Source organism: Ramlibacter sp., assembly GCF_029866045.1.
Classification (GTDB): Bacteria; Pseudomonadota; Gammaproteobacteria; order Burkholderiales; family Burkholderiaceae_C; genus Ramlibacter.
The window spans coordinates 19,106-45,455 of record NZ_JARXAB010000023.1 but is presented as its reverse complement, the minus strand read 5'-3'; the positions used below and the strand labels follow the sequence as shown (position 1 = coordinate 45,455).

Annotated in this window: 23 protein-coding genes, 1 tRNA gene and 1 pseudogene; 6 read left to right on the top strand and 19 right to left on the bottom strand. The window is 66.4% G+C overall.

Annotated elements, in window-relative coordinates; genetic code table 11:
* Nucleotides 1–16: 16 nt before the first annotated feature.
* Complete coding sequence (locus QE494_RS02635) at nucleotides 17–1,033, bottom strand: hypothetical protein (protein ID WP_300041271.1); 1,017 nt, start codon at nucleotides 1,031–1,033, stop codon at nucleotides 17–19.
* 9 nt (nucleotides 1,034–1,042) lie between these two features.
* On the bottom strand, nucleotides 1,043–2,149 hold the full coding sequence (locus tag QE494_RS02630; RefSeq protein ID WP_300041269.1) for a glycosyltransferase: 1,107 nt from the start codon (nucleotides 2,147–2,149) through the stop codon (nucleotides 1,043–1,045).
* Nucleotides 2,150–2,434: 285 nt separating this feature from the next.
* Here QE494_RS02630 and QE494_RS02625 point away from each other — a divergent pair, with 285 nt between their 5' ends.
* Nucleotides 2,435–2,689: an acyl-CoA-binding protein gene (locus tag QE494_RS02625; RefSeq protein WP_300041267.1), complete on the top strand. Its 255-nt coding sequence runs from the start codon at nucleotides 2,435–2,437 to the stop codon at nucleotides 2,687–2,689.
* Here the strand turns inward: QE494_RS02625 and QE494_RS02620 are convergent.
* A complete protein-coding gene (locus tag QE494_RS02620) occupies nucleotides 2,670–3,782 on the bottom strand; it encodes an aminopeptidase (protein WP_300041265.1) in 1,113 nt (370 codons plus the stop codon). The genes QE494_RS02625 and QE494_RS02620 overlap by 20 nt on opposite strands.
* A gap of 35 nt (nucleotides 3,783–3,817) precedes the next feature.
* Entirely contained in the window at nucleotides 3,818–5,968 is a 2,151-nt protein-coding gene (locus QE494_RS02615) for a molybdopterin-dependent oxidoreductase (protein WP_300041263.1), read from the bottom strand.
* Nucleotides 5,969–6,092: 124 nt separating this feature from the next.
* On the opposite strand from QE494_RS02615, the gene QE494_RS02610 reads away from it, so the two are divergent.
* On the top strand, nucleotides 6,093–7,289 hold the full coding sequence (locus tag QE494_RS02610; protein ID WP_300041261.1) for a M20 aminoacylase family protein: 1,197 nt from the start codon (nucleotides 6,093–6,095) through the stop codon (nucleotides 7,287–7,289).
* Nucleotides 7,290–7,407: 118 nt separating this feature from the next.
* On the opposite strand, the gene QE494_RS02605 is transcribed toward QE494_RS02610, so the two are convergent.
* Both QE494_RS02605 and QE494_RS02600 read right to left on the bottom strand, forming a co-directional pair.
* On the bottom strand, nucleotides 7,408–8,190 hold the full coding sequence (locus tag QE494_RS02605; RefSeq protein ID WP_300041259.1) for a type III pantothenate kinase: 783 nt from the start codon (nucleotides 8,188–8,190) through the stop codon (nucleotides 7,408–7,410).
* 99 nt (nucleotides 8,191–8,289) lie between these two features.
* Nucleotides 8,290–8,958: a helix-turn-helix transcriptional regulator gene (locus QE494_RS02600; RefSeq protein ID WP_300041258.1), complete on the bottom strand. Its 669-nt coding sequence runs from the start codon at nucleotides 8,956–8,958 to the stop codon at nucleotides 8,290–8,292.
* 342 nt (nucleotides 8,959–9,300) lie between these two features.
* Between QE494_RS02600 and QE494_RS02595 the strand changes: the two genes are divergently transcribed.
* Both QE494_RS02595 and QE494_RS02590 read left to right on the top strand, forming a co-directional pair.
* A complete protein-coding gene (locus QE494_RS02595) occupies nucleotides 9,301–10,458 on the top strand; it encodes a sensor histidine kinase KdpD (protein ID WP_300041256.1) in 1,158 nt (385 codons plus the stop codon).
* The gene (locus QE494_RS02590; RefSeq protein WP_300041254.1) at nucleotides 10,455–11,453 is read left to right on the top strand and encodes a response regulator; all 999 of its coding nucleotides are present in this window, start codon (nucleotides 10,455–10,457) and stop codon (nucleotides 11,451–11,453) included. Before QE494_RS02595 ends, QE494_RS02590 begins: the two co-directional genes overlap by 4 nt.
* On the opposite strand, the gene cqsA is transcribed toward QE494_RS02590, so the two are convergent.
* Nucleotides 11,450–12,919 (bottom strand): alpha-hydroxyketone-type quorum-sensing autoinducer synthase, encoded by a 1,470-nt coding sequence (gene cqsA, locus QE494_RS02585; protein ID WP_300041252.1) that lies wholly within the window; start codon nucleotides 12,917–12,919, stop codon nucleotides 11,450–11,452. The genes QE494_RS02590 and cqsA overlap by 4 nt on opposite strands.
* Nucleotides 12,920–13,142: 223 nt before the next feature.
* Nucleotides 13,143–15,902: a preprotein translocase subunit SecA gene (gene secA / locus QE494_RS02580; protein WP_300041250.1), complete on the bottom strand. Its 2,760-nt coding sequence runs from the start codon at nucleotides 15,900–15,902 to the stop codon at nucleotides 13,143–13,145.
* 238 nt (nucleotides 15,903–16,140) lie between these two features.
* Here secA and QE494_RS02575 point away from each other — a divergent pair, with 238 nt between their 5' ends.
* On the top strand, nucleotides 16,141–16,464 hold the full coding sequence (locus QE494_RS02575; protein ID WP_300041248.1) for a DciA family protein: 324 nt from the start codon (nucleotides 16,141–16,143) through the stop codon (nucleotides 16,462–16,464).
* Nucleotides 16,465–16,482: 18 nt separating this feature from the next.
* On the opposite strand, the gene QE494_RS02570 is transcribed toward QE494_RS02575, so the two are convergent.
* From QE494_RS02570 to QE494_RS02530, 9 genes are all read right to left on the bottom strand, one after another.
* On the bottom strand, nucleotides 16,483–16,998 hold the full coding sequence (locus QE494_RS02570; RefSeq protein WP_300041335.1) for a glutathione peroxidase: 516 nt from the start codon (nucleotides 16,996–16,998) through the stop codon (nucleotides 16,483–16,485).
* 277 nt (nucleotides 16,999–17,275) lie between these two features.
* Nucleotides 17,276–17,351, bottom strand: a tRNA-Thr gene (locus QE494_RS02565).
* Between the two features lie 68 nt (nucleotides 17,352–17,419).
* Nucleotides 17,420–17,992 (bottom strand): ClpXP protease specificity-enhancing factor, encoded by a 573-nt coding sequence (locus QE494_RS02560; protein WP_300041246.1) that lies wholly within the window; start codon nucleotides 17,990–17,992, stop codon nucleotides 17,420–17,422.
* A 51-nt stretch (nucleotides 17,993–18,043) separates the two neighbouring features.
* Nucleotides 18,044–18,655 carry a glutathione S-transferase N-terminal domain-containing protein gene (locus QE494_RS02555; protein WP_300041243.1) on the bottom strand — a complete coding sequence of 204 codons (612 nt, stop codon included), beginning with the start codon at nucleotides 18,653–18,655 and terminating at the stop codon, nucleotides 18,044–18,046.
* Between the two features lie 146 nt (nucleotides 18,656–18,801).
* On the bottom strand, nucleotides 18,802–19,581 hold the full coding sequence (locus QE494_RS02550; RefSeq protein ID WP_300041241.1) for a cytochrome c1: 780 nt from the start codon (nucleotides 19,579–19,581) through the stop codon (nucleotides 18,802–18,804).
* A 21-nt stretch (nucleotides 19,582–19,602) separates the two neighbouring features.
* Entirely contained in the window at nucleotides 19,603–21,015 is a 1,413-nt protein-coding gene (locus QE494_RS02545) for a cytochrome bc complex cytochrome b subunit (protein WP_300041239.1), read from the bottom strand.
* A gap of 8 nt (nucleotides 21,016–21,023) precedes the next feature.
* On the bottom strand, nucleotides 21,024–21,620 hold the full coding sequence (gene petA / locus QE494_RS02540) for a ubiquinol-cytochrome c reductase iron-sulfur subunit (protein ID WP_300041237.1): 597 nt from the start codon (nucleotides 21,618–21,620) through the stop codon (nucleotides 21,024–21,026).
* Nucleotides 21,621–21,736: 116 nt separating this feature from the next.
* Entirely contained in the window at nucleotides 21,737–22,792 is a 1,056-nt protein-coding gene (gene pdxA / locus QE494_RS02535; protein ID WP_300041235.1) for a 4-hydroxythreonine-4-phosphate dehydrogenase PdxA, read from the bottom strand.
* On the bottom strand, nucleotides 22,789–23,565 hold the full coding sequence (locus QE494_RS02530) for a Nif3-like dinuclear metal center hexameric protein (RefSeq protein ID WP_300041233.1): 777 nt from the start codon (nucleotides 23,563–23,565) through the stop codon (nucleotides 22,789–22,791). Before QE494_RS02530 ends, pdxA begins: the two co-directional genes overlap by 4 nt.
* A gap of 53 nt (nucleotides 23,566–23,618) precedes the next feature.
* On the opposite strand from QE494_RS02530, the gene QE494_RS02525 reads away from it, so the two are divergent.
* Nucleotides 23,619–24,800, top strand: a complete 1,182-nt coding sequence (locus QE494_RS02525; RefSeq protein WP_300041231.1) for a S1C family serine protease — start codon at nucleotides 23,619–23,621, stop codon at nucleotides 24,798–24,800.
* Nucleotides 24,801–25,104: 304 nt separating this feature from the next.
* Here QE494_RS02525 and tatC read toward each other — a convergent pair.
* Nucleotides 25,105–25,872 (bottom strand): annotated as a pseudogene (gene tatC / locus QE494_RS02520) (twin-arginine translocase subunit TatC); the annotation flags it as partial.
* Nucleotides 25,872–26,333: a twin-arginine translocase TatA/TatE family subunit gene (locus tag QE494_RS02515; RefSeq protein WP_300041229.1), complete on the bottom strand. Its 462-nt coding sequence runs from the start codon at nucleotides 26,331–26,333 to the stop codon at nucleotides 25,872–25,874. The gene QE494_RS02515 and the pseudogene tatC, both read right to left, overlap by 1 nt.
* Nucleotides 26,334–26,350: the final 17 nt, after the last annotated feature.

Below are 26,350 nucleotides of genomic sequence, written 5' to 3'. Positions count from 1 at the left end.
CTATGAGCTACCAGGTTCAGCGCGGGCGCGCTCGAGGCCCAGTCGGCCTACGCCTGCCAGGCGCGGCCCCCTCCCGCCCGATGGCGCGGCGCCAGGCTTCACGCGCCAGAAGCAGCTTGGGCGCTGACGCGGGGTCGCCCTCTGCTGCGCGCAGCGCAAGGCGAAAAAAGGCCACGACCAGCAGCAGGCAAAAAACGCCCAGTGCGGCGGCCAGAGCCACCAGCGCGAGCTTGCGGCCCTGCGCCCGATCCGGCAGGGAGGGCGCCTGCAGCAGATGGGACTCGTCGACGCCAGCCAGCTGCTTGGCGATTGCCATGCGATCGGAGTTGAGCTGGTGGGCCGTTGAAATCAGCTGGCCGAAGCTGCGGGAGAGTTCCGATGCAACGGCAGGTGGCGTATCACGCAGGCGGGCCGAGAGCGCCGCAATCGGGCCGTCGATCTGCTCTTCGCGGCGGTTGATGTCGGCCATTTGGGTCTCGAAACGCGCCTTCTCGGAGCCTGCGGGTGCCGAGGCAATTTTGAGCTGCTCGAAGATACGAAGGCCGAGGGCCTGGGCCGCCAGAGGCGAATCGCCGACAACGGCCAGCGTGAGCACCAGATCCTTGGGGTTGAAGCTCGCCTTGATGCGGCCGCGCAGCTTCTCGACCGCCTCATCAGTGGACTGGCCCGCCGCCAGCCCCTGGGCGCGGGCCACCGGTAGCAGGACCGCCGGACTCGTGACCACCGTGACCAGCGTCGGCGAGGCGCCCCGCAAAAGGGTGACGCTCTCCCAGCGCTGGGGAAGCAGGCTGCCAAGGGCCAGAGCGACCAGCGCCGCAAGCACGGGGCCGATCACGAGCAAGCGGGCGTTCTCTGCGAGGACCAGGAGCAGGTCTGCTAGGCCCAATTCGGGATCAGCAGCGGGATCAGCAGCGGGATCGGCATCGCGAGCGGAATCGCGATCGGCATCTCGAGCGCGGTTGCCATCGAAGCCGCCATCAACGGCGGCCACGGCCAAGCCGTGAATGCCGGGGTCAGTCGGGCGGGCAGTCATGGTGTGCGCTCAGCGGCTGCTCACTGCGCCAGGCAGAACTGGGCGGCGTGCACGCCAGGACCATGAGAAGCGAACCAGCCGCAGATAAGCGATCGCGTAGAGCAAGGCAAAGAGCAGCGTCGCCGTCATCAGGCGCGGGGTACTGTCCCGAAACAGGAGCCCGCAGGCGGCAGGGGCCGCTGCCAGCCCCCAGACGATGGGCGAAACGGCGGAATTCTGGAGGGTGGCCGACAGGGGCGCAAAGCGCTTGCGAATGATCCGCCGGTTGATCAGGCTGTGAAGGTGCAGGCGGTCTGGATGACCGGCCGGATGCTGTCTGCGGATGCGCCGCACCACGCTGAAAGCGACCTCCAAGATGGGATAGGCGCAGGCCATGAGGGCGGCCCAGGGTGAGATTTGGGGGTTGCGCGTGCTGACCAGGACCGCCAGCGCCGCCAGGAGATACCCGAGCAGGTACGCACCGCCATCGCCAAGGAAGATCTTGCCCAGAGGAAAGTTGACCAGCGCAAAGCCGAGGACTGCTGCGCCAACAACCAGGCATACCGAGGCGACTGCGGTGTCGCCAGCTCCCTGGGCCAGCAGACCCAGGCCCGCCAGTGCGATGAGCACGATGCCGGCGGCCAGTCCGTTGAAGCCGTCAACGATATTGATGGCGTTGGCGACACCCCCGACCGCAAACGCGGTGAAGAGCAGGGAAACAGGTGCCCAGGCCAGCCAAGAGTCGAGCACGGGGATGTCCAGCCGGCGCAGCGCGGCATCGGCCAGCCACCAGGCCAGCGCGCCACTGGCCAGTGTGGCCAGCAGGCGGGTGCGGACGCTGACGCGGCGGGTGAGGTCCTCGCCCAAGCCGGAGAAAAAAGCAGGGACCGCGCAGAGCAGAAGCGCACCCAGGATCTGTGCGACCGCCGGCGCCAGAACGTTGAGGGAAATCACCAAGCCCAGGACGACCGCGAGGCCTCCGATGCGCGGCGTGGGCGCAGCATGAAATTTCTGCACGCCCTGGGTGCCGTCCAGAGTGAAGCGGCCATGCCAGTGACGGGTGAGCACGATCAGCAGGCTGGTGGCAAACGCCACAACGCCCGCGATCCACGCTGCCGATACTGCCTGTTCACCCATAGACGCCTATCCCCACAGAGGCTCACCTCCAGAAAATTCAAGCCGTGCAACGCGCAAACACACTGCACTGCACGCCCCAAAACGGATCCCGATACGGACTCCACATACCGCTCTCCCAAGGGGGCGGCATCGCCCGCTATTAAGGCACAAATCACCCATTGGCCAGCCCCGGAACTGTCAAGGAACACAAGGACCGCAGCGCGTAGGCTCAAGGATGGGCGACGCGCCACGGGAACCGCTGATGCACGATACTGGCGCACTCCTTCCACGCCGTGCGTCACCCCCATGTCTGACCTCAGTAGCCGCTTCCAGGCCGCAGTTTCCAACAGCCGCAACATTTCGCAGCGGCCCGACAACAGCACCCTGCTGCAGATCTACGCCCTCTACAAGCAGGCCACCGAAGGCGATGTCACCGGCGACAAGCCGGGATTTGGCGACCTGGTGGGCCGCGCCAAATGGGACGCGTGGAACAAGCTCAACGGCCTGCCGCAGGAAGACGCGATGCAGCAGTACGTGGACCTCATCGACTCCCTGTCCTGAGCAAGGCCTCCAGCGCATCGCGGCGCGCCGGCACTGGCAGGTCGGCCAGCCGGCGCACAGCGGCGTAGAACGGCCGCCAGTCGGTACCGCCACCGACCTCGCGCGCGAACAGCGCCTCAAACGCTGGCACCCATTGGTCATAGGCACCCTCGGCGGCCAGGCTGGCGTTGTTGGCCTCTTCCACCCAACGGTCGGCGGGAAAAACCCGCGCCGGATCGAGGCCCCAGCCCGCACGAAGCTGCCGATAGGCTCCGCGCAAGTCCGCGAGTACCTGGGCCTTGCGGCCGAGCCTCTCCGAGTCGGACAGCCCGGTCTGGGCATAGACATCCGCCAGACGCTCTCGCGTCTCACGCTTGAGGGCCCGAAATGCCTGTCGTCGTCGCTCGGCTTCGTGATAGGCCTGGCGCAGGCGCTCGTCGGCAGAACCCGCCAGCCAACGCGCGAGACCCAAGCGCTCGACTGCGGTCGCAAAGGATTCGTTGAACGCGGTGTCGTCCTTGACATAGAACAGCTGGTGGGCCAGTTCGTGAAAGATAAGGCGGGCCAGTTCGATCTCGCCGCCCTGGACAAAGGTGTTGAGGAGCGGGTCGCCGCCCAACCAGTTTGACCAGCCGAGCGTGGAATAGGCCGGGACCGGGTAGACCGCTACATCCAGCCCTCGGCCCGCAAGACGGGCCGCCGCCTCGCCGGCCCTGGCCTCGTCGAACCAGCCCTGGTAGCCAACGCAGCCCGTCACTGGGTGGCACCAAGTCCGCAGCTGCAGGGACAGAGGCGGCGCAGCCACCAGATTCCACAAGGCCGCCGACCGGCGCAGGTCTGCGTACCGGGTGTAGCTGGCGTTGTCGGGGAGTGCCAGCGCTTGGCTGGCGAATTCGCGCAGTCGCTGGGCGAGCCGCAACTGGGCCTTGAGCTGCGCGGGAGCGCCCTCCTCCACCAGCCAATCGTTGACCGGCCGGGCGGCCGCCAGCAGGCGCAGGTGCCCCTCTGCCGACTGCCAGTAATAGGCAAGCGGCGCCTCGACCGGCTCCGCACCAGGCGGCGTATGGGCGCAGGCGGCCAGCCCCGCAACCAGAGCGATCGCCGACGCCGTCAAGCGTCCTCGCCTGCCGACAGTCGTCCAGCCGCGCATCATGACGCTGCCTCGTCTCCAGCCGCCTCGACCTGCACCAGGCAGTCGTAGAACACCGGCGCCCGCCCCAGGTCGGTGAGCTTCTGGCTGGTGAGTTCGTTCACATTGGTCCCGCGCGGGCCCAGCTTGCGCCACCAGATCCCCAGACCATGCACCACCCCGGGCCGCGCCCGCGTGCTGACCTCGGCCTCGCAGTGGTACTCGCCGCGCTCGTTGAACACCCGCACCAGGGTCCCGCTGTCGATGCCGCGCGGGGCTGCGTCCTGTGGGTGGATCTCCAGCAAGGGCCGCCCCTCGATGTCACGCAGACTCTTCACATTGACGAACGTCGAATTGAGGAAGTTGCGCGCCGGCGGCGAGATCATGGCCAAGGGATGTCGCAGGTCGCTGCCGGCAGGCTCATGGTTGGGAAGCCAATCGGGCAGGCCGTCCAGGCCCTGGGCCGCCAGGCGTTGGCTGTAGAACTCGCAGCGGCCCGAGGGGGTTGGAAAGCCCCCTTCCGCAAATGGCGCCTGGGGCACTGAGAGCGCTGCGAACCCTTGCGCCATCAAGCGCTGCCAGTCCACCGCCTCGCCATAAGCTGCACGGCAGAGCGACTCGTCGTCCTCGCCGAAGTAGGGGTCGGCCCAGCCCATGGCGTGGGCCAGCCGGCGGAAGATTTCGGAATTCGGCAGGGCCTGCCCGACCGGCGCGATGGCTGGCCGATTGAGCAAGACGTCGGTATGACCGTAGGACAGATGAATGTCCCAGTGCTCCAACTGGGTGGTGGCGGGCAACACGTAATCGGCGTGGTCAGCGGTGTCGGTGAGGAAATGCTCGAGCACCACGGTGAACAGGTCTTCGCGGGCAAAACCCCGCGCGACCTTTGAGGACTGGGGCGCGACCGCGACCGGGTTGCTGTTGTAGACCACCAGAGCCTCGATTCGCGGACCGAAGTCCGCTGAGGCCTCGCGCAACAGGTCATCGCCGATGGTGCTCATATTGATCGTGCGCGGCCGACGCCCCGCCAGGAGGTCGGGGCGCTGCAGGGCCTCGCTGCGCACCGGAAAACGTCCAGAGTTGGACAGCAGCAGGCCGCCGGCCGGATGCCGCCAGGCGCCCACCAGCGCCGGCAGGCAGGCCACGGCCCGCACCGCGTTCCCGCCGCCACGGGCGCGCTGCATGCCGTAGTTCAGGCGAATGGCTGCCGGCCGGGTGTGGGCGTAGTCGCGGGCGAGGCGCCGAATCTGTTCGGCCGGTACCCCGCAGACCTCGGCCGCGCGCTCGGGAGGCCATTGCAGCGCCCGCTCGCGTAGCGGCTCGAAACCCAGGGTGTGGCGGGCAATGTAGTCGTGGTCCAGCCAGTCGTTGACCACCAGCTCGTGCATCAGAGCCAGGGCAAGCGCGGCGTCGGTACCGGGCAAAAGTGCGATGTGCTCATGGCACTTCTCGGCGGTCTCGGTGCGGCGGGGGTCGATGCAGACCAGGCGCGCGCCCTGGCGCTTGGCCTCTTGCGCCAGGCGCCAGAAATGCAGGTTGCTGGCGATCGAATTGCTTCCCCAGATGAGGATCAGCTTCGAATGGGCGAATTGCTCCATTCGCATGCCAACCCTGCCGCCGAGCGTGGTGACCAAACCCTCACCGCCTGCGGATGCGCAGATGGTGCGATCAAGGAGGGAAGCGCCCAGCTTGTTGAAAAATCGGGCCGCCATGGCCTCGCCCTGCACCAGGCCCATGGTGCCGGCGTAGCTGTACGGGACGATGGCCTGCGGGTCACGGGCCGCGATGCCCGCCAGCCGGGCGGCGATGTCGGTGAGCGCGTCCTCCCAACTGCAGGGAATGAAGCGACCCGCGCCCTTGGGGCCCACCCGGCGCAGCGGGGTGAGCACACGCTCAGCGTGATAGGTGCGCTCGGTGTAGCGGGACACCTTGGTGCAGAGCACGCCCTCGGTCATTGGGTGGTCTGGGTTGCCCTGGACCCGCACGGCACGGCCGCCCTCGACGGTGGTCACCAGGGCACAGGTGTCGGGGCAGTCATGCGGGCAGGCGCCCCGCACGGTGCTGCTCGCGCCCGGGCGGAAATCGGCAGGCGAGGCAGCGGTACCGGACAAGGCAGTAGGTCCGGTATGCGGCAGGGGCAAGGCGCCAGGGGCGGCAAGGGAGTTGGCCATGAGGGGATTTTGGACCAGCCGTCGACCGCCGGCACATCCCCCGCTAGACTGGGAACTTGACCGGCGCCGGCGCCGGGGCGGGCCTGGGGTCTGCTGCGCCGATGCCGGTGGAGCCTGACCCGCCATGAAACTGATCGACTCTCTCGTCACCCAGTCGGCCGGCATCGCTGCCCTCCGCCGCGACCTGCACGCCCATCCTGAGCTTTGCTACGAGGAGCACCGCACCGCCGACCTGGTGGCCGCGCGGCTCACCGAGTGGGGCATTCCCATCCACCGCGGCCTGGGCCGCACCGGCGTGGTGGGGATTGTCAAAGGGGGCGACTCGCCGCGCGCCATCGGCCTGCGGGCCGACATGGATGCCCTGCCGATGCAGGAGTTCAACACCTTCGCGCATGCCAGCCGCCATCCGGGGAAGATGCACGCCTGCGGCCACGATGGCCATACCGCGATGCTGCTCGCCGCGGGCCAGCACTTGGCGCGCAACCGCCCGTTCGACGGCACCGTCTACCTGATCTTCCAGCCGGCCGAAGAGGGCGGGGGCGGCGCCCGGGAGATGATCAAGGACGGCCTGTTCGAGCAGTTTCCGATGGAGGCGGTGTTCGGCATGCACAACTGGCCAGGCGCACCCGTGGGCAGCTTCGCGGCCAGCCCCGGTCCGGTCATGGCTTCGTCCAACGAATTCAAGATCACCATTCGGGGCAAAAGTGGCCATGCGGCGCTGCCGCACAACACGATCGATCCCGTTCCCGTGGCCTGCCAGATGGTGCAGGCCTTCCAGACCATCATCACCCGTAACAAAAAGCCGATCGACACGGCGGTGATCTCGGTGACCATGATCCACGCCGGCGAGGCCACCAACGTGGTACCGGACAACTGCGAGATCCAGGGCACGGTGCGCACCTTCACCACACCGGTGCTGGACCTGATCGAGCGGCGAATGCGCCAGATTGCCGAGCATCTGTGCGCCGCCCATGACTGCGTCTGCGAATTCGCCTTCGAGCGCAACTACCCGCCAACGATCAACGCTGTACACGAGGCCAACTTCGCGCGCGAGGTGATGGCCGACATCGTCGGCGCAGACAATGTGCAAGTCCAAGAACCCACTATGGGCGCAGAAGACTTCGCCTACATGCTGCAGGCCAAGCCGGGCGCCTATTGCTTCATTGGCAACGGCGACGGCGCCCACCGGGAGATCGGCCATGGCGGCGGGCCCTGCATGCTGCACAACACGAGCTACGACTTCAACGACGACCTGATCCCCCTCGGCGCCACCTACTGGGTGCGGCTGGCCGAGGCTTGGTTCGCCCGCCCGGCGGCCTGAGGCACTGACCCGGCGCACAGCCTGAGGCGCAGGCTCGGCGCACCCTCTGAAGCCTGGGGCGCACCCTCTGAAGCCTGGAGCGCACGCTCGGCTGACACCCTACGGCTGGAGAGCCGACTCAAGCCGGTAGCAATGCCCGCGCTTGGGCCACCTGCAAAAGGCCGTCGAAGATGAGGCTGTCGACCAACTCAAAAGGCATGGTCAGATGCGGCGCCATCTTCCAGCCCGCGCCGCCAGTCATGTAGCACAGGGGCTCCAACCCGAACTGCTGGCGCTGGTGCATCACCATGCGCTCGATGGCGCCGGCGATCGCATAGGTGCCGCCGCTGGTGAGCGCGTCGCTGGTATTGGTGGGAAAGGGCCGCACCTCGCCGGTGGGCACGTGCAGGCCGGCGGTGCCAGACTCCAGCGCGCGCAGCATGATGCCGTGCCCCGGAAGGATCAGGCCGCCCAGGAAGTGGCCCTCGGGACTGACCGCCTCCACGGTGACCGCGGTACCCACCATGACGACCACCAGCGGCCGAGCCGGACCTTCGGCGCAAGCAGCACGCATGCGATGCCAGCCGCCGATCATGGCGACCCAGCGGTCGGACCCCAAGCGGGCAGGGTGGTCGTAGCCGTTGACCAGCCCCGCCTCCGCCGCATTGGCATGGACCCAGCGCGGCGCCAAATCCCACAGTTCTTCGATCTGCTCCTGGACCCGTTGCTTGATGGCGTCGGCCGCTACGGTGCATCCGATCATCTGCCGGGGCGCCGGCAGCTCGCGCCAGGGGCCCTCCGCGAGCTTGTCGATGTTTTCGAGAAATTCGGCGCCCTGGGCAAGGGGCTGGGCACCGGGACGGGCGTATGGATAGAGCGCCCACTTCAGGCGCGTGTTCCCCACGTCGATGGCAAGCAGCATGCGGGTCTTTCGGGAAAACCGTTGGTCAGCAAAACCGGCATTGTCACACTGCGCTGAGGACCAGGGCCAGCGCCGGAGCAGAGACCGAAGCTGCAGCAATCAGATGGCACCGATCCAGCTTGCACGCTGGATTGCCGCCAGCTTGTTCTCCACCTTGAGCTTAGCCATGGCATTGGCCAGGTGGTAATTGACCGTTCGCTCGGTGCAAGACAGGCGCGAGGCGCTCTCCCGGGCGGTGTGGCCGTCAAAGGCCAGCGAGAGGCATTGGCGTTCACGCGGGCTCAGCGCCGAGCGTTCGTCGGCGATGGAGCGGCGTACCAGGGGCCATACGCTCAGGGTCGACCAGGCCAGCAGCGCTGCCTCGGTGCGGTCGATCAGCTCGCGCGGGCTGAACATGAAGCATTCGAAGGAGCGCTGTGCCGGCAAGGGAAACTCCACTCGAACCATGGACTGAAAGCCATGGGCGCGCGCCAGGCCGCGCCAGCCGGTGTCGTGCAGGGCCGCGCCCCGGGCGATGTGCTGCCAGGCCACCAAGGGTGCGTCGGAGTCGCGCCAGGCGCCGCTGAAATCAGTGCTGGCCGCCAGCGCGCTGGCGGTGTCAGACGCCATCGGCGGATGGACACAAACGACCTGGCGGTCGTCGGCGCCGCCCAGCGGGTCGGGCCCGAGCACAACCACCGCCTCGACGGCAAATTCGCGCAAGGTGGCCAGCCAGTCGCTCAGGATGCCGTCCAGGCACACGCTGTAGAAGTTAACAGGATCTCCCATGGTGTTTGTCGTACGTCCTCGAAAATGAGAACGATAGCACTACAAACGATGGCATCAACCCGCTCGCGCACGACGGCCAGGTCCTGGCGACAGGGGTGGTCAGGTATCCCGGCTTCATGGGCCATTGGCCGGGCTGCTGCATGGTTCGCGTCGAGGGTCTCCTCATGGTTCTCCTCGTGGGGTGAAACCCTGCTGGCGCCGCTGTTCGACCCGCTGCAGAGCCCACTGCCCCGCCGGGTACGGGCACTCGGCCTTTTCACAGCGGTAGGGCACCCCCTGTTCCACCTTCTGTGGACGCGCTGGACGCCCCAGCCCTATGACGACCCCTGGCAGCGTCTCGCGATGAGCGGCCTCGGCCTGGTGCTCATCGTCACACCAGCCCTTTCTCATTGCCCGCCCACACGAACCGCCACCTTGGTCACGTCGGTGATCTTCTGGATCACCTTGCCCGTCTACTTCACCTGGATGTACCTGTGCAACGGCGGCAATGCGGTCTGGTTTGCCTCCGCCGCGGCAATGCTGCTCATCTATCTCAACCTGACCGACTGGCGGCTGGCGAGCCTGGGCCTCGTGACCGGGCTACCGGCCGGCTGGATGCTGTTCGCCGGGTTCGGCCCCGACACGCTGTCGCTGCCCACCGAAGCCGTCCAGGCGCAGGCGGTGGTCTTTGTGTTTTGCGCCGCCACCGGGCTGATGCTCGGCATGTCCACCTCGAACCTGCGGCGGGAACAACTCAAGCAGGCGTTGGACACCATGGGCATCATGGCCCATGAGCTGCGCACCCCGCTGGCCACGATGAATCTCATCGGTGAGGCCATGCGGCAGGAGGCCCGCACCGCAACGCCCCTGCGCCGTGAGCAGGTCGAACACCTGGCCCATCGGCTACTCAACCTGGTGCGCAATATGCACCGGCAAATCGACACCCAAATCACCAATGCACGCCTGCTCCGGCTGCCACCAGCCACCGAGAGTGTGAGCGCCGCCTGCCTGCTGCGGGAAGCCATGGCGTCACACCCCTTCCGCCATGAACGTGAGCGCCAATGTGTCGAGTTGGTGGTGCACAGCGACTTCGAATTCGACACTGTGCGCAGCCTGTTCCTCCAGGTCGTAGACAACCTCCTGCGCAACGCGTTGCGCGCCCTGGCCAGCCTGCCAGAAGGCCCTGTGCCTGGCGACCTGCGGGTGGAAATTGAGCAAACCTCCCCGCGCTGGGGCCGCATACGGGTCATCGACCGCGGCATTGGCATCCCACCGCATCTGCAGGCGCGCCTGTTCCAGCCCTTCGTCTCCAGCCACCATGCCAGCGGACACGGCCTGGGCCTGGCCTTTTGCCAGCGGGTGGTTCACCGAGGCGGCGGCCGCCTGCGGGTCGAGTCGGCGCTCGGAGAAGGCGCCACCTTCATCATCGAGCTGCCGGTCTCGGCCGCCTCCCGCAAATCAACCGCAGCGAAGTCTCGGGCGACCCAGATGCGCCCCAGCACGCCGAACAAAGTCATATGAGCTTTCACCTGTTCCGACGCCCCGGCAGCATCTTCCTGCTCGACGACGACCCTGATTACCTCGACCTGATGGCCTTGCTGCTGCCGCCCGAGCGCCATGTGCGCCTCTTCCTGCGGCCGCATGGCTGCTTGCAACATATGCGGGAGGAGCAAAAGGACTGGGCCGCCGACTGCTACCGACAGGAGACCGTGGTCGACCTCTGGCGCCAGGGGCGCCCTCTCATCCCACAGATGCTCCGCTACTGGGCGCGGCATTCCCAACGGTATGGTCTGACGCATGTCGGGGTCAGTGACCACATGATGCCGGGGCTGAGCGGACTCGAAGTGTTCGGCCAGCTGCGCACCGGCTGGCCAGGCGCGCGCGTGCTACTCACGGGGCAGGCCGATGAGCGAGTGGCGGTCGACGCCTTCAATCACGGCCTGATCGACCAGTACATCGCCAAACAGTCCGCCGAGATGGCCAGCCTGCTTGCGCGAAGCCTGGAGCGCCTGGCCGACCATTGCCACGACCGGCACGACGCTATCTGGCGCGCCACGCTGCGGCCGCAACAGATGGCCCTGCTCCGCCAAGGCGGTGCGGGTCGCGCGCTCAAGGCGCTGATGGACCGGGAGTGGGTGGAGTATGTGGTGTGCGGAGACCCCTTTGGCGTGCTGGGCCTGGACGCCGAGGGCCGTGCCAGCTGGCTGCAACTGCAAGCGCGCGAGGCGCTGCCACAGCGGGTGCATGAGCTCACCACAGCGCCCGAGAGCGGCTTACCAGGGGACTATCGGGGGCTCTTGGAGCAGGGCGATGTGCTCGTGGCGCCGGAGGTTCACCAGAGCCTGGGTTTGAACGGTCCGGGCCCGTTCCAGCAGGCCTTTACGCTCGACGAGGGCGGCCAACTACTGGCAGCCCTGTTTCCCTTACCGACAGAGGCCTTGCCAGAGCCAATACAAGGCTACCGATCCTGGCTCGCAGCGCAGGGCGCGCGCCGCATCCAGGGCTTGGGCGACTAGCGTAACGCTGGCTCGGGCATAGCTGGCTCAGGCATCACCGCCTTCGGATTCACCGCCTGGGGCATGGCGACGGCGCTCTGATCGCGCCCCAGACCCGACCCAAGCGCGGACGCCCGGACCTCCGCTGCGCGCTGGCGCCGGGCGGCCGGCCAATCCCAGGGGCGCAGTTCAGGCGCCATGGCGGCCAGCACGGACTCCACCCGCGTGATCTCAGAGTCCGTGAGGCCCGCGGTCAGGGTCAGGCGCACCATGGCCCGATCCCGCGCAGTGGCCGGGGCACAGAACATGGCGCCAAAGATATCCTGCGCCTCAAGCGCGTCACGTAGCGCCAGCGTGTCGGCTTCACGGCCGGTCTCCAGGGCAATGATCTGCTCGGTGCCCTGCCCCACCGGGTAGCCCAAGAGGGTGAGGTGGCGGCGCAGGCGAAGGGTGATTTGCCGTAAACGAAGCCGAGCGTCGTCTGAAGCCTGCACCACGGCGAGCGTCTCCTGCAGACCAATCACCTCGTAGGGCAAGAGGCAGGAACTGAAGACACTGGGGAAACTGTTGAGGCTCAGGTAGGGCCGCAACTCGTCGGGGACGGTGAAGAAACCCGCCCGCCCCGCAAATGCCTTGGCCAGGCTGGCGGTGATGAAGTGCACCCGGTGCGCCAGACCCAGCCCGACACACAGGCCGCGCCCCTGTGGGCCATGCGTGCCGAGCGAGTGCGACTCATCGACCACGATCATGCAGCCCCCCTCTTCAGCGACACGGACCATTTCTTCCAGAGGGCACAGAGCCCCGGTCGTGCTGTAGACAGCGTCCACCACGACCACACCCGGCCCATGCTCGCGGATGCAGCGTGCCAGATGGTCGGGCTGGTTGTGCCGGAAGGGCCGAGGCTGCGCACGCGCGGCGCGAATGCCTTCCCACAGTGACATATGCGCCAAGGCGTCGATATACACCGGGGTATCCGGCTCAGCGATCACCTGCAGCAGACCCAGGTTGGCCGCATAGCCCGACTGGCAGAGGACCACGCCCTGGGCCTGCAGCCAAGCCGCCAGATCCGCCTCCAGCCGCAGGCCCGGCGAATCGGTTTTCTGGAAGATGCCAGACTGGACCATGAAGCTGGCGTGCCGACGCAGGGCGTCGATCTGGGCGGAGACGATCTTGGGATGGCCAGCGATTGACAGGTAGTCGTTGCCGTCTAGACGTACCGCCTGGGGGCCTGGCACACGCCCCTCGGCAAAGAAGCGCCCACCCCACTCGTGGGTCCAGCGGGGCATGAAATCTCGCGCAATGCGCGCGCGCAGGGCCTCGGAGAGGCCAGGGTGGGGAACTGCACCGAGCAGACCGGCTGACTGTGGACCCGCACTGCGCGGGGCAAGGGACTGCAGGGGCAGGACCCGGGTGGGGATACCACCGGACACTGCCAATCCAAGGCTGGCAGGTCGTGCCGGCGCCTGGATATTGAGCTGCTCGCTCATGGGAGGCCTCCTAAGGTTCGGGAACACCCCCTCATTCAATTCGGGAAAAAAATTTGGTTACAAGCAGCCCTGGCAGGACTACCAGTCTCGACTGCCATCCCTCACGGGTGGACACCGAGATTCGAGCGAGTCCTGTGGGCGGCGAAGCACGCCGCAACCGCGTGCCTCAGAGGCGCGGCGCTGTTATCAACAGAACAGTCACCGGGCCCAGCCCAACAGGCGCTTAGCTCAGCGCGCCGTGACAGTGCTTGTACTTCTTGCCACTGCCACAGGGGCAAGCGTCGTTACGGCCCACCCGGGGCACGGCGACGGCTGAGGTGGCCGCGTCGGTGGTGACCTCGACCTCGCCGGTCTCGGTGGGTGCGGAGTAGGTGATGTTGGCGATCTGCTCGGCCCGGCCCTCCAGCGCCTCAGTCGCCTTTTCCAGCTGCTCACCGGACTGCACCTTCACGGTCATCAGTATCCGGGTGACCTCATTCTTGACCGAGTCGAGTAATTGGCCAAAGAGATCGAAGGCCTCGCGCTTGTACTCCTGCTTGGGCTGCTTTTGCGCGTAGCCGCGCAGATGGATGCCCTGACGCAGGTAGTCAAGCGCCGACAAGTGCTCGCGCCAGTGGGTGTCAATGCTTTGCAGCAGCACCATTCGTTCAAACTGGGTGAAGTTGGCCTCACCCACTTCGGCCACCTTGGCGGCGAAGGCAGCATGGGCCGCAGCCACGACCTTCTCGGTGATGTCCTCGTCGGTGATCGCCGAGGACTCCGCGACCTGCTTTGACAGCTCGAGCGGCATGCCCCATTCATCGGCCAGCACCTTGTCGAGCGCGGCCACATCCCACTGCTCTTCGACCGACTCGGCCGGCACATGCTGGCGCACCAGGTCAGTGAAGCAGCCTTCGCGCAGGGCAGCGATTTGGGCTGAAAGATCCGCCGCATCCAAGATGTCATTGCGCTGCTGGTAGATCACCTTGCGCTGGTCGTTGGAGACGTCGTCGTACTCGAGCAGCTGCTTGCGGATGTCGAAGTTGCGGGCCTCGACCTTGCGCTGCGCGCTCTCGATGCTGCGGGTGACAATGCCCGCCTCAATGGCCTCGCCCTCGGGCATCTTGAGACGGTCCATGATGGACTTGACCCGGTCGCCTGCAAAGATGCGCATCAGCGGATCGTCCAAGCTCAGGAAGAAGCGCGAGGAGCCCGGATCGCCCTGGCGGCCCGAGCGGCCACGCAGCTGGTTGTCAATGCGGCGCGACTCGTGACGCTCGGTGGCGATGATGCGCAGCCCGCCTTGGGCCACCACGCTTTGGTGGTCTTTCTGCCACTGCTCTCGCAGCGCAGCGGAGCGAGCGGCCTTGGCGCCCGCGTCGAGAGAGGCGTCGCCCTCGACCGCCTCAACAGCCTTCTCCACGTTGCCGCCCAGCACGATGTCGGTGCCGCGGCCAGCCATGTTGGTCGCGATGGTGATCATGCCCGGCCGACCGGCCTGGGCCACGATGTCGGCCTCGCGGGCGTGCTGCTTGGCGTTGAGCACCTGGTGCGGCAGCTTGGCCTGCGTCAGAAGCTGGGAGATCAGCTCCGAGTTCTCGATCGAGGTGGTGCCCACCAGCACCGGCTGGCCTCGGGTGTGGCAGTCGCGGATGTCGTCGATGGCGGCGTTGTACTTCTCGCGCGGCGTCTTGTAGACGCGGTCGAGCTGGTCGTCCCGGCTGCTCGGGCGGTTGGGGGGGACCACCACCGTCTCGAGGCCGTAGATCTCCTGGAACTCGTAGGCCTCGGTGTCGGCGGTGCCGGTCATGCCCGACAGCTTGCCGTAGAGGCGGAAGTAGTTCTGGAAGGTGATCGAGGCCATGGTCTGGTTCTCGGCCTGGATCGGCACCCCCTCCTTGGCTTCCACGGCCTGGTGCAGGCCGTCGCTCCAGCGGCGGCCTGACATCAGGCGGCCGGTGAACTCGTCGACGATGACCACCTCAGCCTGACCACTTTCCCCTTGTTGCACCACATAGTGCTGGTCGCGGAAGTACAGGGTATGGGCCCGAAGCGCCGCATACAGGTGGTGCATCAAGGTGATGTTGGCCGGGTCGTAGAGGCTGGCGCCCGCGTCGATCAGGCCCATCTCGGCGAGGATGCGCTCGGCGGTCTCGTGGCCCTGCTCGGTGAGGTAGACCTGCCGGCCTTTTTCGTCCAACGTGTAGTCGCCCGGCTTGGTCACACCTTCGCCGGTGCGGGGGTCGGCCTCGCCCTCCTGACGCTGCAAGCGCGGAGCGATCCGGTTCATTGCGATGTACTGGTCGGTCTGGTCCTCGGCCTGGCCGCTGATGATCAGCGGCGTGCGGGCCTCGTCGATCAGGATGGAGTCCACCTCGTCGACGATCGCGTATTGAAGGCTCCGCTGCACCCGGTCGGCCGGCTCGTAGACCATGTTGTCACGCAGGTAGTCGAAGCCGAACTCGTTGTTGGTGCCGTAAGTGATGTCGGCGCGGTAGGCCGCCTGCTTCTGCTCGCGGGGCATCTGCGGCAGGTTCACACCCACCGACAGACCCAGGAAGTTGTACAGGCGCCCCATCCACTGGGCATCACGATTGGCCAGGTAGTCGTTGACGGTGACCACGTGCACGCCCTGCCCGGCCAGGGCATTGAGGTAGACGGCCAAGGTAGCGGTGAGGGTCTTGCCCTCGCCGGTGCGCATCTCGGCGATCTTGCCCTGGTGCAGGGCCATCGCGCCCTGCAGCTGGACGTCGAAGTGGCGCATCTTCATGGCGCGCTTGGAGCCCTCGCGCACCACTGCAAAGGCCTCGGGCAGGAGCGCGTCGAGTGACTCCCCTTGGGCGACACGCTTGCGGAACTCGTCGGTCTTGGCGCGCAGGGCCTCGTCGTCGAGCTTCTCGAGGCCGGGCTCCAGGGCATTGATGCGCTCCACCGTCTTGCGGTACTGCTTGAGCAGCCGGTCGTTGCGCGAGCCGAAGATCTGAGTGAAGAAGTTTTTGGCCATGAAGTGGAAAGCCCGGACGGAACAAGCCCGCAAACAGCCCGCCGACCACACTCGTCAACACGAGTGCTGCCGTGAGTTTTGCGCGGGACGCCGCATCAGCGCGGATACCCGCACGAGAACCCAGTGCGCGGCGCTGCCTGCATGGCAGTGCGGACAAACACGGCATTTTAGCCCGGTGGGGGCCCTCGGCAGCGCCTGACACGATGGGCGCACGCCGGTTCGGGATATGCTGGTCACCATGAATCCCGAAACCCCCCGCCTGCGCCAGGCCTTGAGCGTGCTTCAGGCTGCCGAAGCCTCGCCGCAACTGGCCACCCTGGCGGCCAGGGCCGAGGCTTCGACCCAGCGCCTGGCGGCGGTGCGCCCGCTTTTGCCTGGCGCACTGGCGAGCCAGGTGGAGGCCGGTCCGTTGGAGGGGGGCGACTGGTGCCTGCTGGTCAAGAGCAGCGCCGCAGCGGCCAAGCTGCGACAGATGCTGCCCACACTGCAGACCCACCTGCGTCAACGCGGGATGGCGGTGGAGGCGATCCGGCTGAAGGTCTTGACCAGCCGCGGCACCTGAGGCCGGCTGGCCCAGCTCTCAACGCGCTGCGAGCGCGGCCTCGATGGCGGCGGTGAACTTGCGGTTGTCGGGCGCCGTCATGCTGCCAAAGTGCGCAATGGGCCGGCCATCACGACCCACCAGGTACTTGTTGAAGTTCCAACTCGGCTGCGAGCCCGTAGCCCGGGCGAGCTCGGCAAAGAGCGGGTGGGCCTGACTGCCCCGCACGCGGGTGTCGGTGAACATGGGGAACTTCACCCCGTAGGTATTGAAGCAGACCTCGGCCGTCTTACGGGCGTCGGCGTCTTCCTGCTTGAAGTCGCCGGAAGGAAAGCCCAGCACCACCAAGCCACGTGCCGCGTACTTGGCGTTGAGCGCCTCTAGGCCCTCGAACTGCGAGGTGAAACCGCAGTAGCTGGCGGTGTTGACCACCAGCACCACCTTGCCGCTGTACTGGCACAGGGCCTGGGGCTGGTTGTCCTGAAGCCGCGGAAAACTGTGCTGGAGCAGGGGGGGGCAGGCACTGGCCGCAGGGGCCCGCGCGGAGGCGGCCATCGGGGGGGCGGCAGGTGTCGCAGCGACGGCTGACCCGATACCCAACGCAAACGCCAGCAAACCCTTGGCAAATAGATCAGGGCGCAGGGGCAGTAACGACCGGGCGGCCTGGGCCGCCGGGCGACCGTGAAGAGGGGTGAAGTGCATCGAATGTCCAGCCTGATTCTTGCCCGGTACGGGATCGATCAGCCGATCGGGATCCACCACCGTGGGAGACGAGTGTCGCCCGAAAAGATCAACCCTGCTGAGCCAGTGACTCAGCAGGGTTGGGGACGTGTGGTGCCGGTTGTCGGAATCGAACTGACGACCTTCCGCTTACAAGGCGGGTGCTCTACCAACTGAGCTAAACCGGCGACTCTGAAATTCTAGGGCCTGAGCGAGGCGGTTGAAGGGACTGACACCTCCACCAGGACGGATGCCATTACTTCACCCGCTTGAGCGCGGGGCGCGGTCCACCGCCAGCAGGACGCGGCGGCGGTTCCTCGTCACCGGCCAACTCCGGCGCTGATGCGGGCGAATCCAGGGGAACCAACTGGGGCCGATCGCCTTCTGCAGCGGGCACGCGGGTCAGCGCGGAGCTGCGGCCGCGACCCACGCCCGTGCCATCCGCACCACTCGCTTCGCCGGCGGCACCGGCCGCCCCCGCCTCGCCAGCTTGCAGACTGTCGGCCGAGGTGTCGACCGGGAAGGCCATGCCCTGGCCGTTCTCCCGGGCGTAGATGGCCAAAACCCGGCCCACCGGCACCATGATGTCGCGGGCAACGCCCGCAAAGCGCGCCTTGAACTCAATGAAATCGTTGCCCAGCTTGAGCGAGCTGGTGGCGTCGAAGCTGATGTTCAGAACGATCTCGCCGTTCTTCACATAGTCACGCGGCACCTGCACGCTGTCATCCACCGCCACCGCCACATAGGGGGTGAGACCGTTGTCCGTGCACCAGTCGTACAGCGCACGAATGAGGTACGGGCGCGTGGAGGTGGACTCGATGGCGTTCATGCGGCAGATCGCAACGTGGCCGGGCGAGCGCAAGGCGTGCGGAAAGACCGCTTACTTGCGCATCACCTTCTCCGAGGGCGTGAGCGCCTCGATGTAAGCCGGACGGGAGAAGATGCGCTCGGCGTACTTGAGCAAGGGCGATGCGTTCTTGGACAGCTCAATGCCGTAATAGTCCATGCGCCACAGCAGAGGGGCAATGGCCACGTCGAGCATGGAGAAGTTGTCGCCGAGCATGTACTTGTTCTTCAGGAACACCGGCGCGAGTTGGGTCAGGCGGTCGCGAATGTGCGCGCGGGCCTTCTCCAGCGCCTTCTCATTGCCCTTGGCAGCGCGTGACTCCAGCGTGCTCACGTGAACGAACAGTTCTTTTTCGAAGTTCAGCAGGAACAGGCGCACCCGGGCACGGTCGACCGGGTCACCGGGCATCAGCTGCGGATGCGGGAAGCGCTCGTCGATGTACTCGTTGATGATGTTGGACTCATACAAGATGAGGTCACGCTCGACCAGGATAGGCACCTGGCCGTAGGGATTCATCACGCTGATGTCTTCGGGCTTGTTGTACAGATCCACGTCGCGGATCTCGAAGTCCATGCCTTTTTCGAACAGGACAAAGCGGCAGCGGTGGGAGAAAGGGCAGGTTGTGCCCGAGTACAGCACCATCATGTCGGTGGCTCCTTAAATCAAAAAGGAGCGGGCCCGCGAGGCGGCCCACTCCAGGGGGATTCGCTGGGTTCGGGCGCGTTATGCGCCCAAACCCCGGTGTACTTCAGGACACCGCGTGAGCGGCCTTGTCCATTCAGCACGCCGCGTCAGCGGACATTCTTCCAGAAAGCGGCGTTGAGGCGCCAGGCAAAAACAGTGAATACCGCCAAAAACAGCAGGACCCAAACACCCACCCGTACGCGGGTGTTCTGCGCAGGCTCCGCCATCCACTGCATGTAGCCCACCAGATTGGCCATCGCCTGGTCGTACTGCAGGGGCGTCATCGTGCCGGGGGTGATCTGCTTCCAGCCCTTGAAGACTTGGGTGTCCTGGCCGTGAGCCTTCACGGTTTCGTAGATTGGCTCACGCTCGCCCTGCAGTTGGTAGAGCACATGCGGCATGCCGACATTCGGGAAGGCCAGGTTGTTCCAGCCGGTGGCCTTGGTCGGGTCACGGTAGTAGGTACGCAGGTAGGTGTACAGGTAATCTGCGCCAGTGCCGCCGTGGCCAGCGCGCGAACGGGCGACGAGGGTCAGGTCAGGCGGCAGGCCACCAAACCACTCCTTGGCCTGCTTCGGGTCGATGTTGGACTTCATCGTGTCACCGATCTTGTCGGTGGCGAACAGCAGGTTGTCCTTGATCTGCTGCTCGGTCAGGCCGATGTCCTGCAGGCGGTTGTAGCGCATGTAGGCAGCAGAGTGGCAGTTCAGGCAGTAGTTGACAAACAGCTTCGCGCCTTCTTGCAGGGCGGGCAGGTCGTTGACCTTGTTGGGTGCCTTGTCCCAGGCGATGGTGTCGCCGCCCGCCGCATGGGCTGCCGTGCCGGCGAGCCCCAAGCTCAGGGCCGTGACCAGCGCCAGGAACAGGGAAGAGAGGGTCTTTTTCATGGAATGGTCCCTGCCTTGACTTCAGTGGGGCGCGAAGGTGATGCGCTCGGGCACCGGTTTGGGCTCACCCAGGCGGCTCCACCACGGCATCAGCAGGAAGAAGCCGAAATAGAACAAGGTGCCCACCTGCGAGACGCGCTCACCGATCGGCGAGGGCGGCTGCACGCCAAGATAGCCCAGAACGAAGAAGTTGACGACGAACACGCCGTAGACGTATTTGTGCCAGCTCGGGCGGTAGCGGATGGAGCGCACCGGGCTGTGATCGAGCCAGGGCAGGAAGAACATGATGATCACGGCGCCACCCATCACGACCACACCCCAGAACTTGGCATCAATACCCAGCAGCAGGGCGATGCCGACCACGGCGCCGATCACGATACCGCCCTTGATGAAGGTGGGCAGCTTGGAGCGCAGTGACACCAGGGCAGCGGCTGCTACCACGCACAGCACCAGCACGTAGACCATCTCGGAGGTAATGGCGCGCAGCATTGAGTAATACGGCGTGAAGTACCACACCGGGGCGATGTGCGCCGGGGTTTTGAGCGGGTCGGCTGGGATGAAGTTGTTGTACTCCAGGAAGTAGCCGCCGAATTCAGGCGCAAAGAACACGATGGCGGAGAACACCAACAGGAAGACAGACACGCCCAAGATGTCGTGAACGGTGTAGTACGGATGGAAGGGAATGCCGTCAAGGGGCTTTCCGTTGGCATCCTTGGGGGCGTTGGGGCCCTTGATCTCGACGCCATCCGGGTTGTTCGAGCCGACGTCATGCAGCGCCAGGATGTGCGCCACCACCAGGCCCAGCAGAACCAGGGGCACCGCGATCACGTGGAAGCTGAAGAAGCGGTTCAGGGTAGCGTCGGACACCACGTAGTCGCCGCGAATAAGCAGCGCCAGGTCAGGGCCGATGAAGGGAATGGCGGCGAACAGGTTCACGATCACCTGCGCACCCCAGTAAGACATTTGCCCCCAGGGGAGCAGGTAGCCCATGAAGGCCTCAGCCATCAGGCACAGGAAGATCGCGCAGCCGAAGATCCAGACCAGCTCCCTGGGCTTTCTGTAGCTGCCGTAGATCAGGCCGCGGAACATGTGCAGGTAGACCACGACGAAAAAGGCCGAGGCGCCGGTGGAATGCATGTAGCGGATCAGCCAGCCCCAGGGCACATCACGCATGATGTACTCGACCGAAGCGAAGGCAGTGTTCGCGTCGGGTTTGTAGTTCATCACCAGAAAGATGCCGGTGACGATCTGGATCACCAGCACCAGGAGCGCCAGCGAGCCGAAGAAGTACCAGAAGTTGAAGTTCTTCGGTGCGTAGTACTCGGACAGGTGGTCGCGGTACGCGGCAAAGGCGGTCGGGAAGCGGTTGTCGAACCAGTTGGTCAGCTTCTCGGAGGCCGAGGCATTGGGGGAAATTTCCTTGAATTGAGCCATGGTCTGTCTCACGCCTTCTTGTCTTCGCCGATCACCAGCTTGGTGTCGGACACATACATGTGCGGCGGCACCTCGAGGTTGTCAGGCGCGGGCTTGTTCTTGAACACGCGGCCGGCCAGGTCGAAGGTGGAACCGTGGCAGGGGCAGAGGAAGCCGCCTTGCCAGTCATCGGGCAGCGAAGGCTGCGGCCCCGCCTGAAACTTGTCGCTGGGCGAGCAGCCCAGGTGGGAGCAGATGCCCACACCCACAAAAATTTCGGGCTTGATCGAACGGTGGGTGTTCTTGGCGTAGTCCGGAGTGGGGTACGCGGTGCGATCGGACTTGGGGTCGGCCAGCTGACCATCGAACTTGGGCAGGGCGGCCAATTGTTCCGGCGTGCGCTTCATGATCCAGACCGGCTTGCCTCGCCACTCGACAGTGACTTTTTCGCCGGGCTGGAGGGCGGAGATGTCGACCTCCACGGCAGCGCCTGCGGCCTTGGCGCGCTCGGAAGGCTGGAAGCTGCTCACGAAGGGAACGGCGACGAACGCGCCGCCCACTGCGCCGGCACAGCCAGACGCGATCAACCACGTCCGTTTGCTGGCGTCCACTGGGGTGCTACTCATGGGGGTCCTCGACGGAAGATGCTTGGATTAGGGACAACCCGCGATTGTAGCGAACCATTTCAGCCCGCCTCGATGTGTGGAGACAGCGGGCGCCAGACCGGGTGGTACGGAAGGATTCAAAGCACGAGGCTGCGTGCGCTTCGCACCGCCGCCAGCAAGCTGGCGGGGTCGGCACGGCCGCTGCCGGCGATATCGAAAGCAGTACCGTGGTCGGGACTGGTACGCACCAGGGGCAGGCCCAGGGTCACGTTGACACCCTCATCGAGGCCCAGGTACTTCACCGGGATGAGTCCCTGGTCGTGGTACATCGCCACGACGACATCGAACTCGCCGGGGTGGTCTGGCGCGTGGCGGGCGCGCATGAAAATGGTGTCGGGCGCCCTAGGCCCCTCGACCTGCATGCCCTCGGCGCGCGCTGCTGTAACCGCCGGTGCAATGAAATCGATCTCCTCGCGGCCGAACAGGCCGCCCTCCCCGGCATGGGGGTTGAGGCCCGCCACCGCGATGCGCGGGGGATGGCCGAGGGCCCGGGACAGGGCGGCGTGGGTGATGCGCAGGGTTTGCAGCACGTTTTCGAACGTCACCGCCTCGATGGCCTGACGCAGGGAGACATGGATGCTCACGAGCACGACGCGCAGGGCGGGGCTGGCCAGCATCATCCGCACCGGCACCTCGGCGATCGACCGGCCCAGGTGCGCGGCGGCCTCGGCCTGCAGCAGCTCGGTGTGTCCCGGAAAGGCCACGCCTGCAGCCGCCAGCGCCTCCTTGTGCAGGGGCGCGGTGACCACCGCCGCCACCTCGCCGCGCAGCGCCTGCCGAGCGGCCCAGATGACAGACTCGGCTGCCATGCGACCGGCCTGGGCGTCCACCTGGCCCCAGGGGACCAGGGTGGCCGACGGCGCGCCGACCTGAACGACAGGCAGACAGCCTGCGGGCACCGCGTGGGCCTGCTCGGGCCCCTCGATCAGGGCCACCGGCAGTGCCATGCCCGGGGCCGGCCCGACACCGGTCGCCGCCACAGCGGCGGCAGCCCGGCGCAGGTGCGCCAGGTCGCCAGCGACAAAGCAGCCGGCCATCAGCGCGGGCTCGGTGGCAAAGGCCTTGACCAGAACCTCTCCACCGATGCCAGCGGCGTCGCCCATGGTCAGCGCGATCGGGAGGTGCGTGCTCATGCGGGGTTCGGGATGTCGATGAACTCGTGCGCCAGGCCCAGGTCCTGCGCCACACGAGCGGCCACCGCCGGCGCTCCGTAGCGCTCGGTGGCGTGATGGCCGCAGGCCAAGAAGCTCACGCCGCATTCGCGCGCGTAATGGGCCTGAGGCTCGGAAATCTCGCCGGTGAGGAAGGCCTGGGCGCCGGCGGCGATGGCGGCCTCAAAGTAGCCCTGGGCTCCGCCGCTGCACCAAGCGATGCGAGTCAAGGATGCGGGCGCTGCGCCCTGGGCGTTGCGGCCCTCGACCACCGTGACCTGACGCCCCAGCGCCTGCTCCACACGGGCCCTGAGGGCCGCAGTGTCGGCAAAGGCCTGGCCGTCGGCCGGTCCACCGAGAAAGCCCAGGTCTTGCTCCCCGAATCGGGCGTCAGCCAGCAGGCCCAGGACCCGACCGAGCTGGGCGTTGTTGCCCAACTCCGGGTGTGCGTCCAAAGGGAGGTGGTAGGCCAGCACGCTGATGTCGTGGGCCAGCAGGCGGGCCAGACGCTGGCGCATCCAGCCGGTGACCCGGCCGTCCTGGCCGCGCCAGAACAAGCCATGGTGCACCAGAACCGCGTCGGCGCCGGCTGCGATCGCTGCGTCGATCAGGTCCAGGCTGGCGGTGACGCCAGAAACCAGCTTGTGCACCTGCGGGCGCCCCTCGACTTGCAAGCCGTTGGGGCCGTAATCGCGGAAGCGCTCGGGCTGGAGCAGGCCGTCGCAGGCTTGAATAAGTTGTTGCAGGGTGGCCATGGGAATCCGTTCGAGGCGCATTGTCGATGATCGACCGGCGTTATTCTCCGGCCATGCGACGCTTTTGGCTCCTCTTTTCCCAGTCGGTAACGGTCCTGCTGGCGGCCTATTTCGTGGTCACCACCCTGCAACCGGACTGGCTGCGCCAGGCGCCAGGGCTGGGCCGAAGCTCCGGCGTGGCCCTGCTGGAGGCGGCGCCCTCCTCTGGCGGCGCCGCACCCCCGGGGAGCTTCCGGCAGGCGGCCCAGCGGGGCGCTGCGGCGGTGGTGAGCATCAACACATCCAAGGCCGCCGGACAGGGGCCGCACGCGAACGAGCCCTGGTTTCGCTTCTTCTTCGGCGACCAGGGCAACCAGCCGCAGGCGGCCCTGGGCAGCGGGGTGATCATCAGCCCCGAGGGCTACATCCTCACCAACAACCATGTGGTGGAGGGCGCCGATGAGATTCAGGTGGTTCTCAACGACAGCCGCAGCGCCCGGGCCAAGGTGATCGGCACCGACCCGGAGAGCGATCTTGCTGTGCTGCGCATCACCCTGGACAAGCTGCCAGCGATCACCCTGGGCAGCTCCGACGCACTGCAGGTGGGCGACCAGGTGCTGGCGATCGGCAACCCCTTCGGCGTGGGTCAGACGGTGACCAGCGGCATCGTCAGCGCCCTGGGCCGCAACCAGCTGGGGATCAACACCTTCGAGAACTTCATCCAGACCGACGCCGCGATCAACCCTGGCAACTCCGGCGGCGCGCTAGTCGACATCCAGGGCCACCTGGTGGGTATCAACACCGCCATTTACTCCCGCTCAGGCGGCAGCATGGGCATTGGCTTTGCGATTCCCGTGGCTACCGCGCGTCAGATCCTGGAGAGCATCGTGAAAGAGGGGTCCGTGCGCCGTGGCTGGATCGGGGTGGAGCCTGCCGACCTCACGCCCGAGCTGCGCGAGACTTTCCGCGCACAGGCGGCGCGCGGCGTCTTGATTACCGGCGTGCTGCAAAGTGGCCCAGCCGCCAAGGCGGGCATTCGGCCCGGCGACGTCATCGAGGAGGTCGGCGGCCAGCGGGTGGGCAACGTGCCCGAGTTGCTGAGCCAAGTGGCGGCGCTCAAACCCGGGGTTGAGACCGTGTTCAAAGTGCAGCGCCGCGCGGACGAGCTAGCGCTGAAAATCACGCCAGGCCTGCGGCCTCGGCCGCCTATGTCTCAAGGGTCACAGGGGCCGCAGGGGCCGCAGGGGCCGCGCTAGGCAGCCGCCCCACATCCGGGACCGGGAACCCTTGCGCTGGGCGCTCGCGCAAAGCTTAGACCTGGCCAGGCGCCAGATGCCAAGCAAGCCTCCCGGATCAGGGCCGAGGTGGTTCGGTTGGACCCGTCGCCGCAAGCGTGTCACCGCTTGCGCCAGGAGGGGCTTCTCCAGCAACTGTGACCTCACTGGGCGACTGACCGGCAGGCGTCGTAGGCCCGTCAGCGGTGGCTGTAGACCCGTCAGCGGGAGTGGGCGCGGCCTGCGCGCCCTGGCCAGCCGTCTGGTCTGCGGCCGCGCCGTCGGTAGGCTCCTCGGGCGCCTTGGTGTAGGTCATGAAGAACTTGGCCGCCACGATGCCCACCTCGTAGAGGATGCACATCGGAATGGCCAGGGCCAACTGCGACACCACGTCCGGCGGCGTCACCACCGCGGCGATGACGAAGGCCAGCACGATGAAATAGCTGCGAAAGGCCTTGAGCTTCTCGATGGTCACGACGCCCATGCGAGCCAGGACTACCACCACGATGGGAACCTCGAAAGCCAGGCCGAAGGCCAGGAACATGGTCAGCACGAAGCTCAGGTAAGCCTCGATATCAGGCGCAGCAGTGATGCTCTTGGGGGCGAAGCTCTGGATGAACTTGAACACCTGGCCGAAGACGAAGTAGTAGCAAAAAGCCACGCCGATGAAGAACAGCAAGGTGCTCGAGACCACCAGCGGAAGCACCAGCCGCTTCTCGTGGTTGTAGAGGCCGGGGGCAACGAAGGCCCAGACCTGGTAGAGAACGACCGGCAGCGCTATCAGGAAGGCCGCCATCAGCAAGATCTTGAGTGGCACCAAAAAGGGCGAGATCACCGAGGTGGCGATGAGCGTCGCGCCCTGGGGCAGCGTGGCAATCAGGGGGGCGGCCAGGAAGTCGTAGAGGCGGCCAGGTCCCGGCCACAGCGCCAGCACGGCGCCGGCGACAACGACTGCGATCAGCGCCTTCACCAGGCGGTCGCGCAGCTCGATCAGGTGGGAGACGAAGGGTTGCTCGGTACCGGCCAGTTCGTCTTCTTTGTCAGTTGCGGCCATCAGCTGAATTTCTTGGGCCGGTAGCGCGCCACGCGGGCGGCCCCGGAGAGCACATGCCGGCGCACACCGGCGCGGGCTTTGTACCACTGCGGCATGGCGCCCTGCTTAAGGCGCCAGTTTTTGCCGGGGTTCTTGTACTCGGGGACTGGCGTGGCCAGGGGCTCTGAGGCGGAGGTGGACTCGTCGACGATGGCTCCGAGGTCACGCTCGATACCGGAGGTGGTCTCGTGCACCGCAGTCTCCACGTCCCGGGCGGCCGTCTCGACCGAGTCCTTCATCTTGCGCAGCTCGTCGAGGTCAATCGACCGATTGACCTCGGCCTTCACATCGGCAACATAGCGCTGGGCTTTGCCCAAGAGCGCGCCGATCGTGCGGGCGAGGCGCGGCAACTTGTCCGGCCCGATGACGATCAACGCCACCGCGCCGATAAGCGCTATCTTGGAAATGCCGATGTCGATCACGAGGGGAAGGGGGAAGA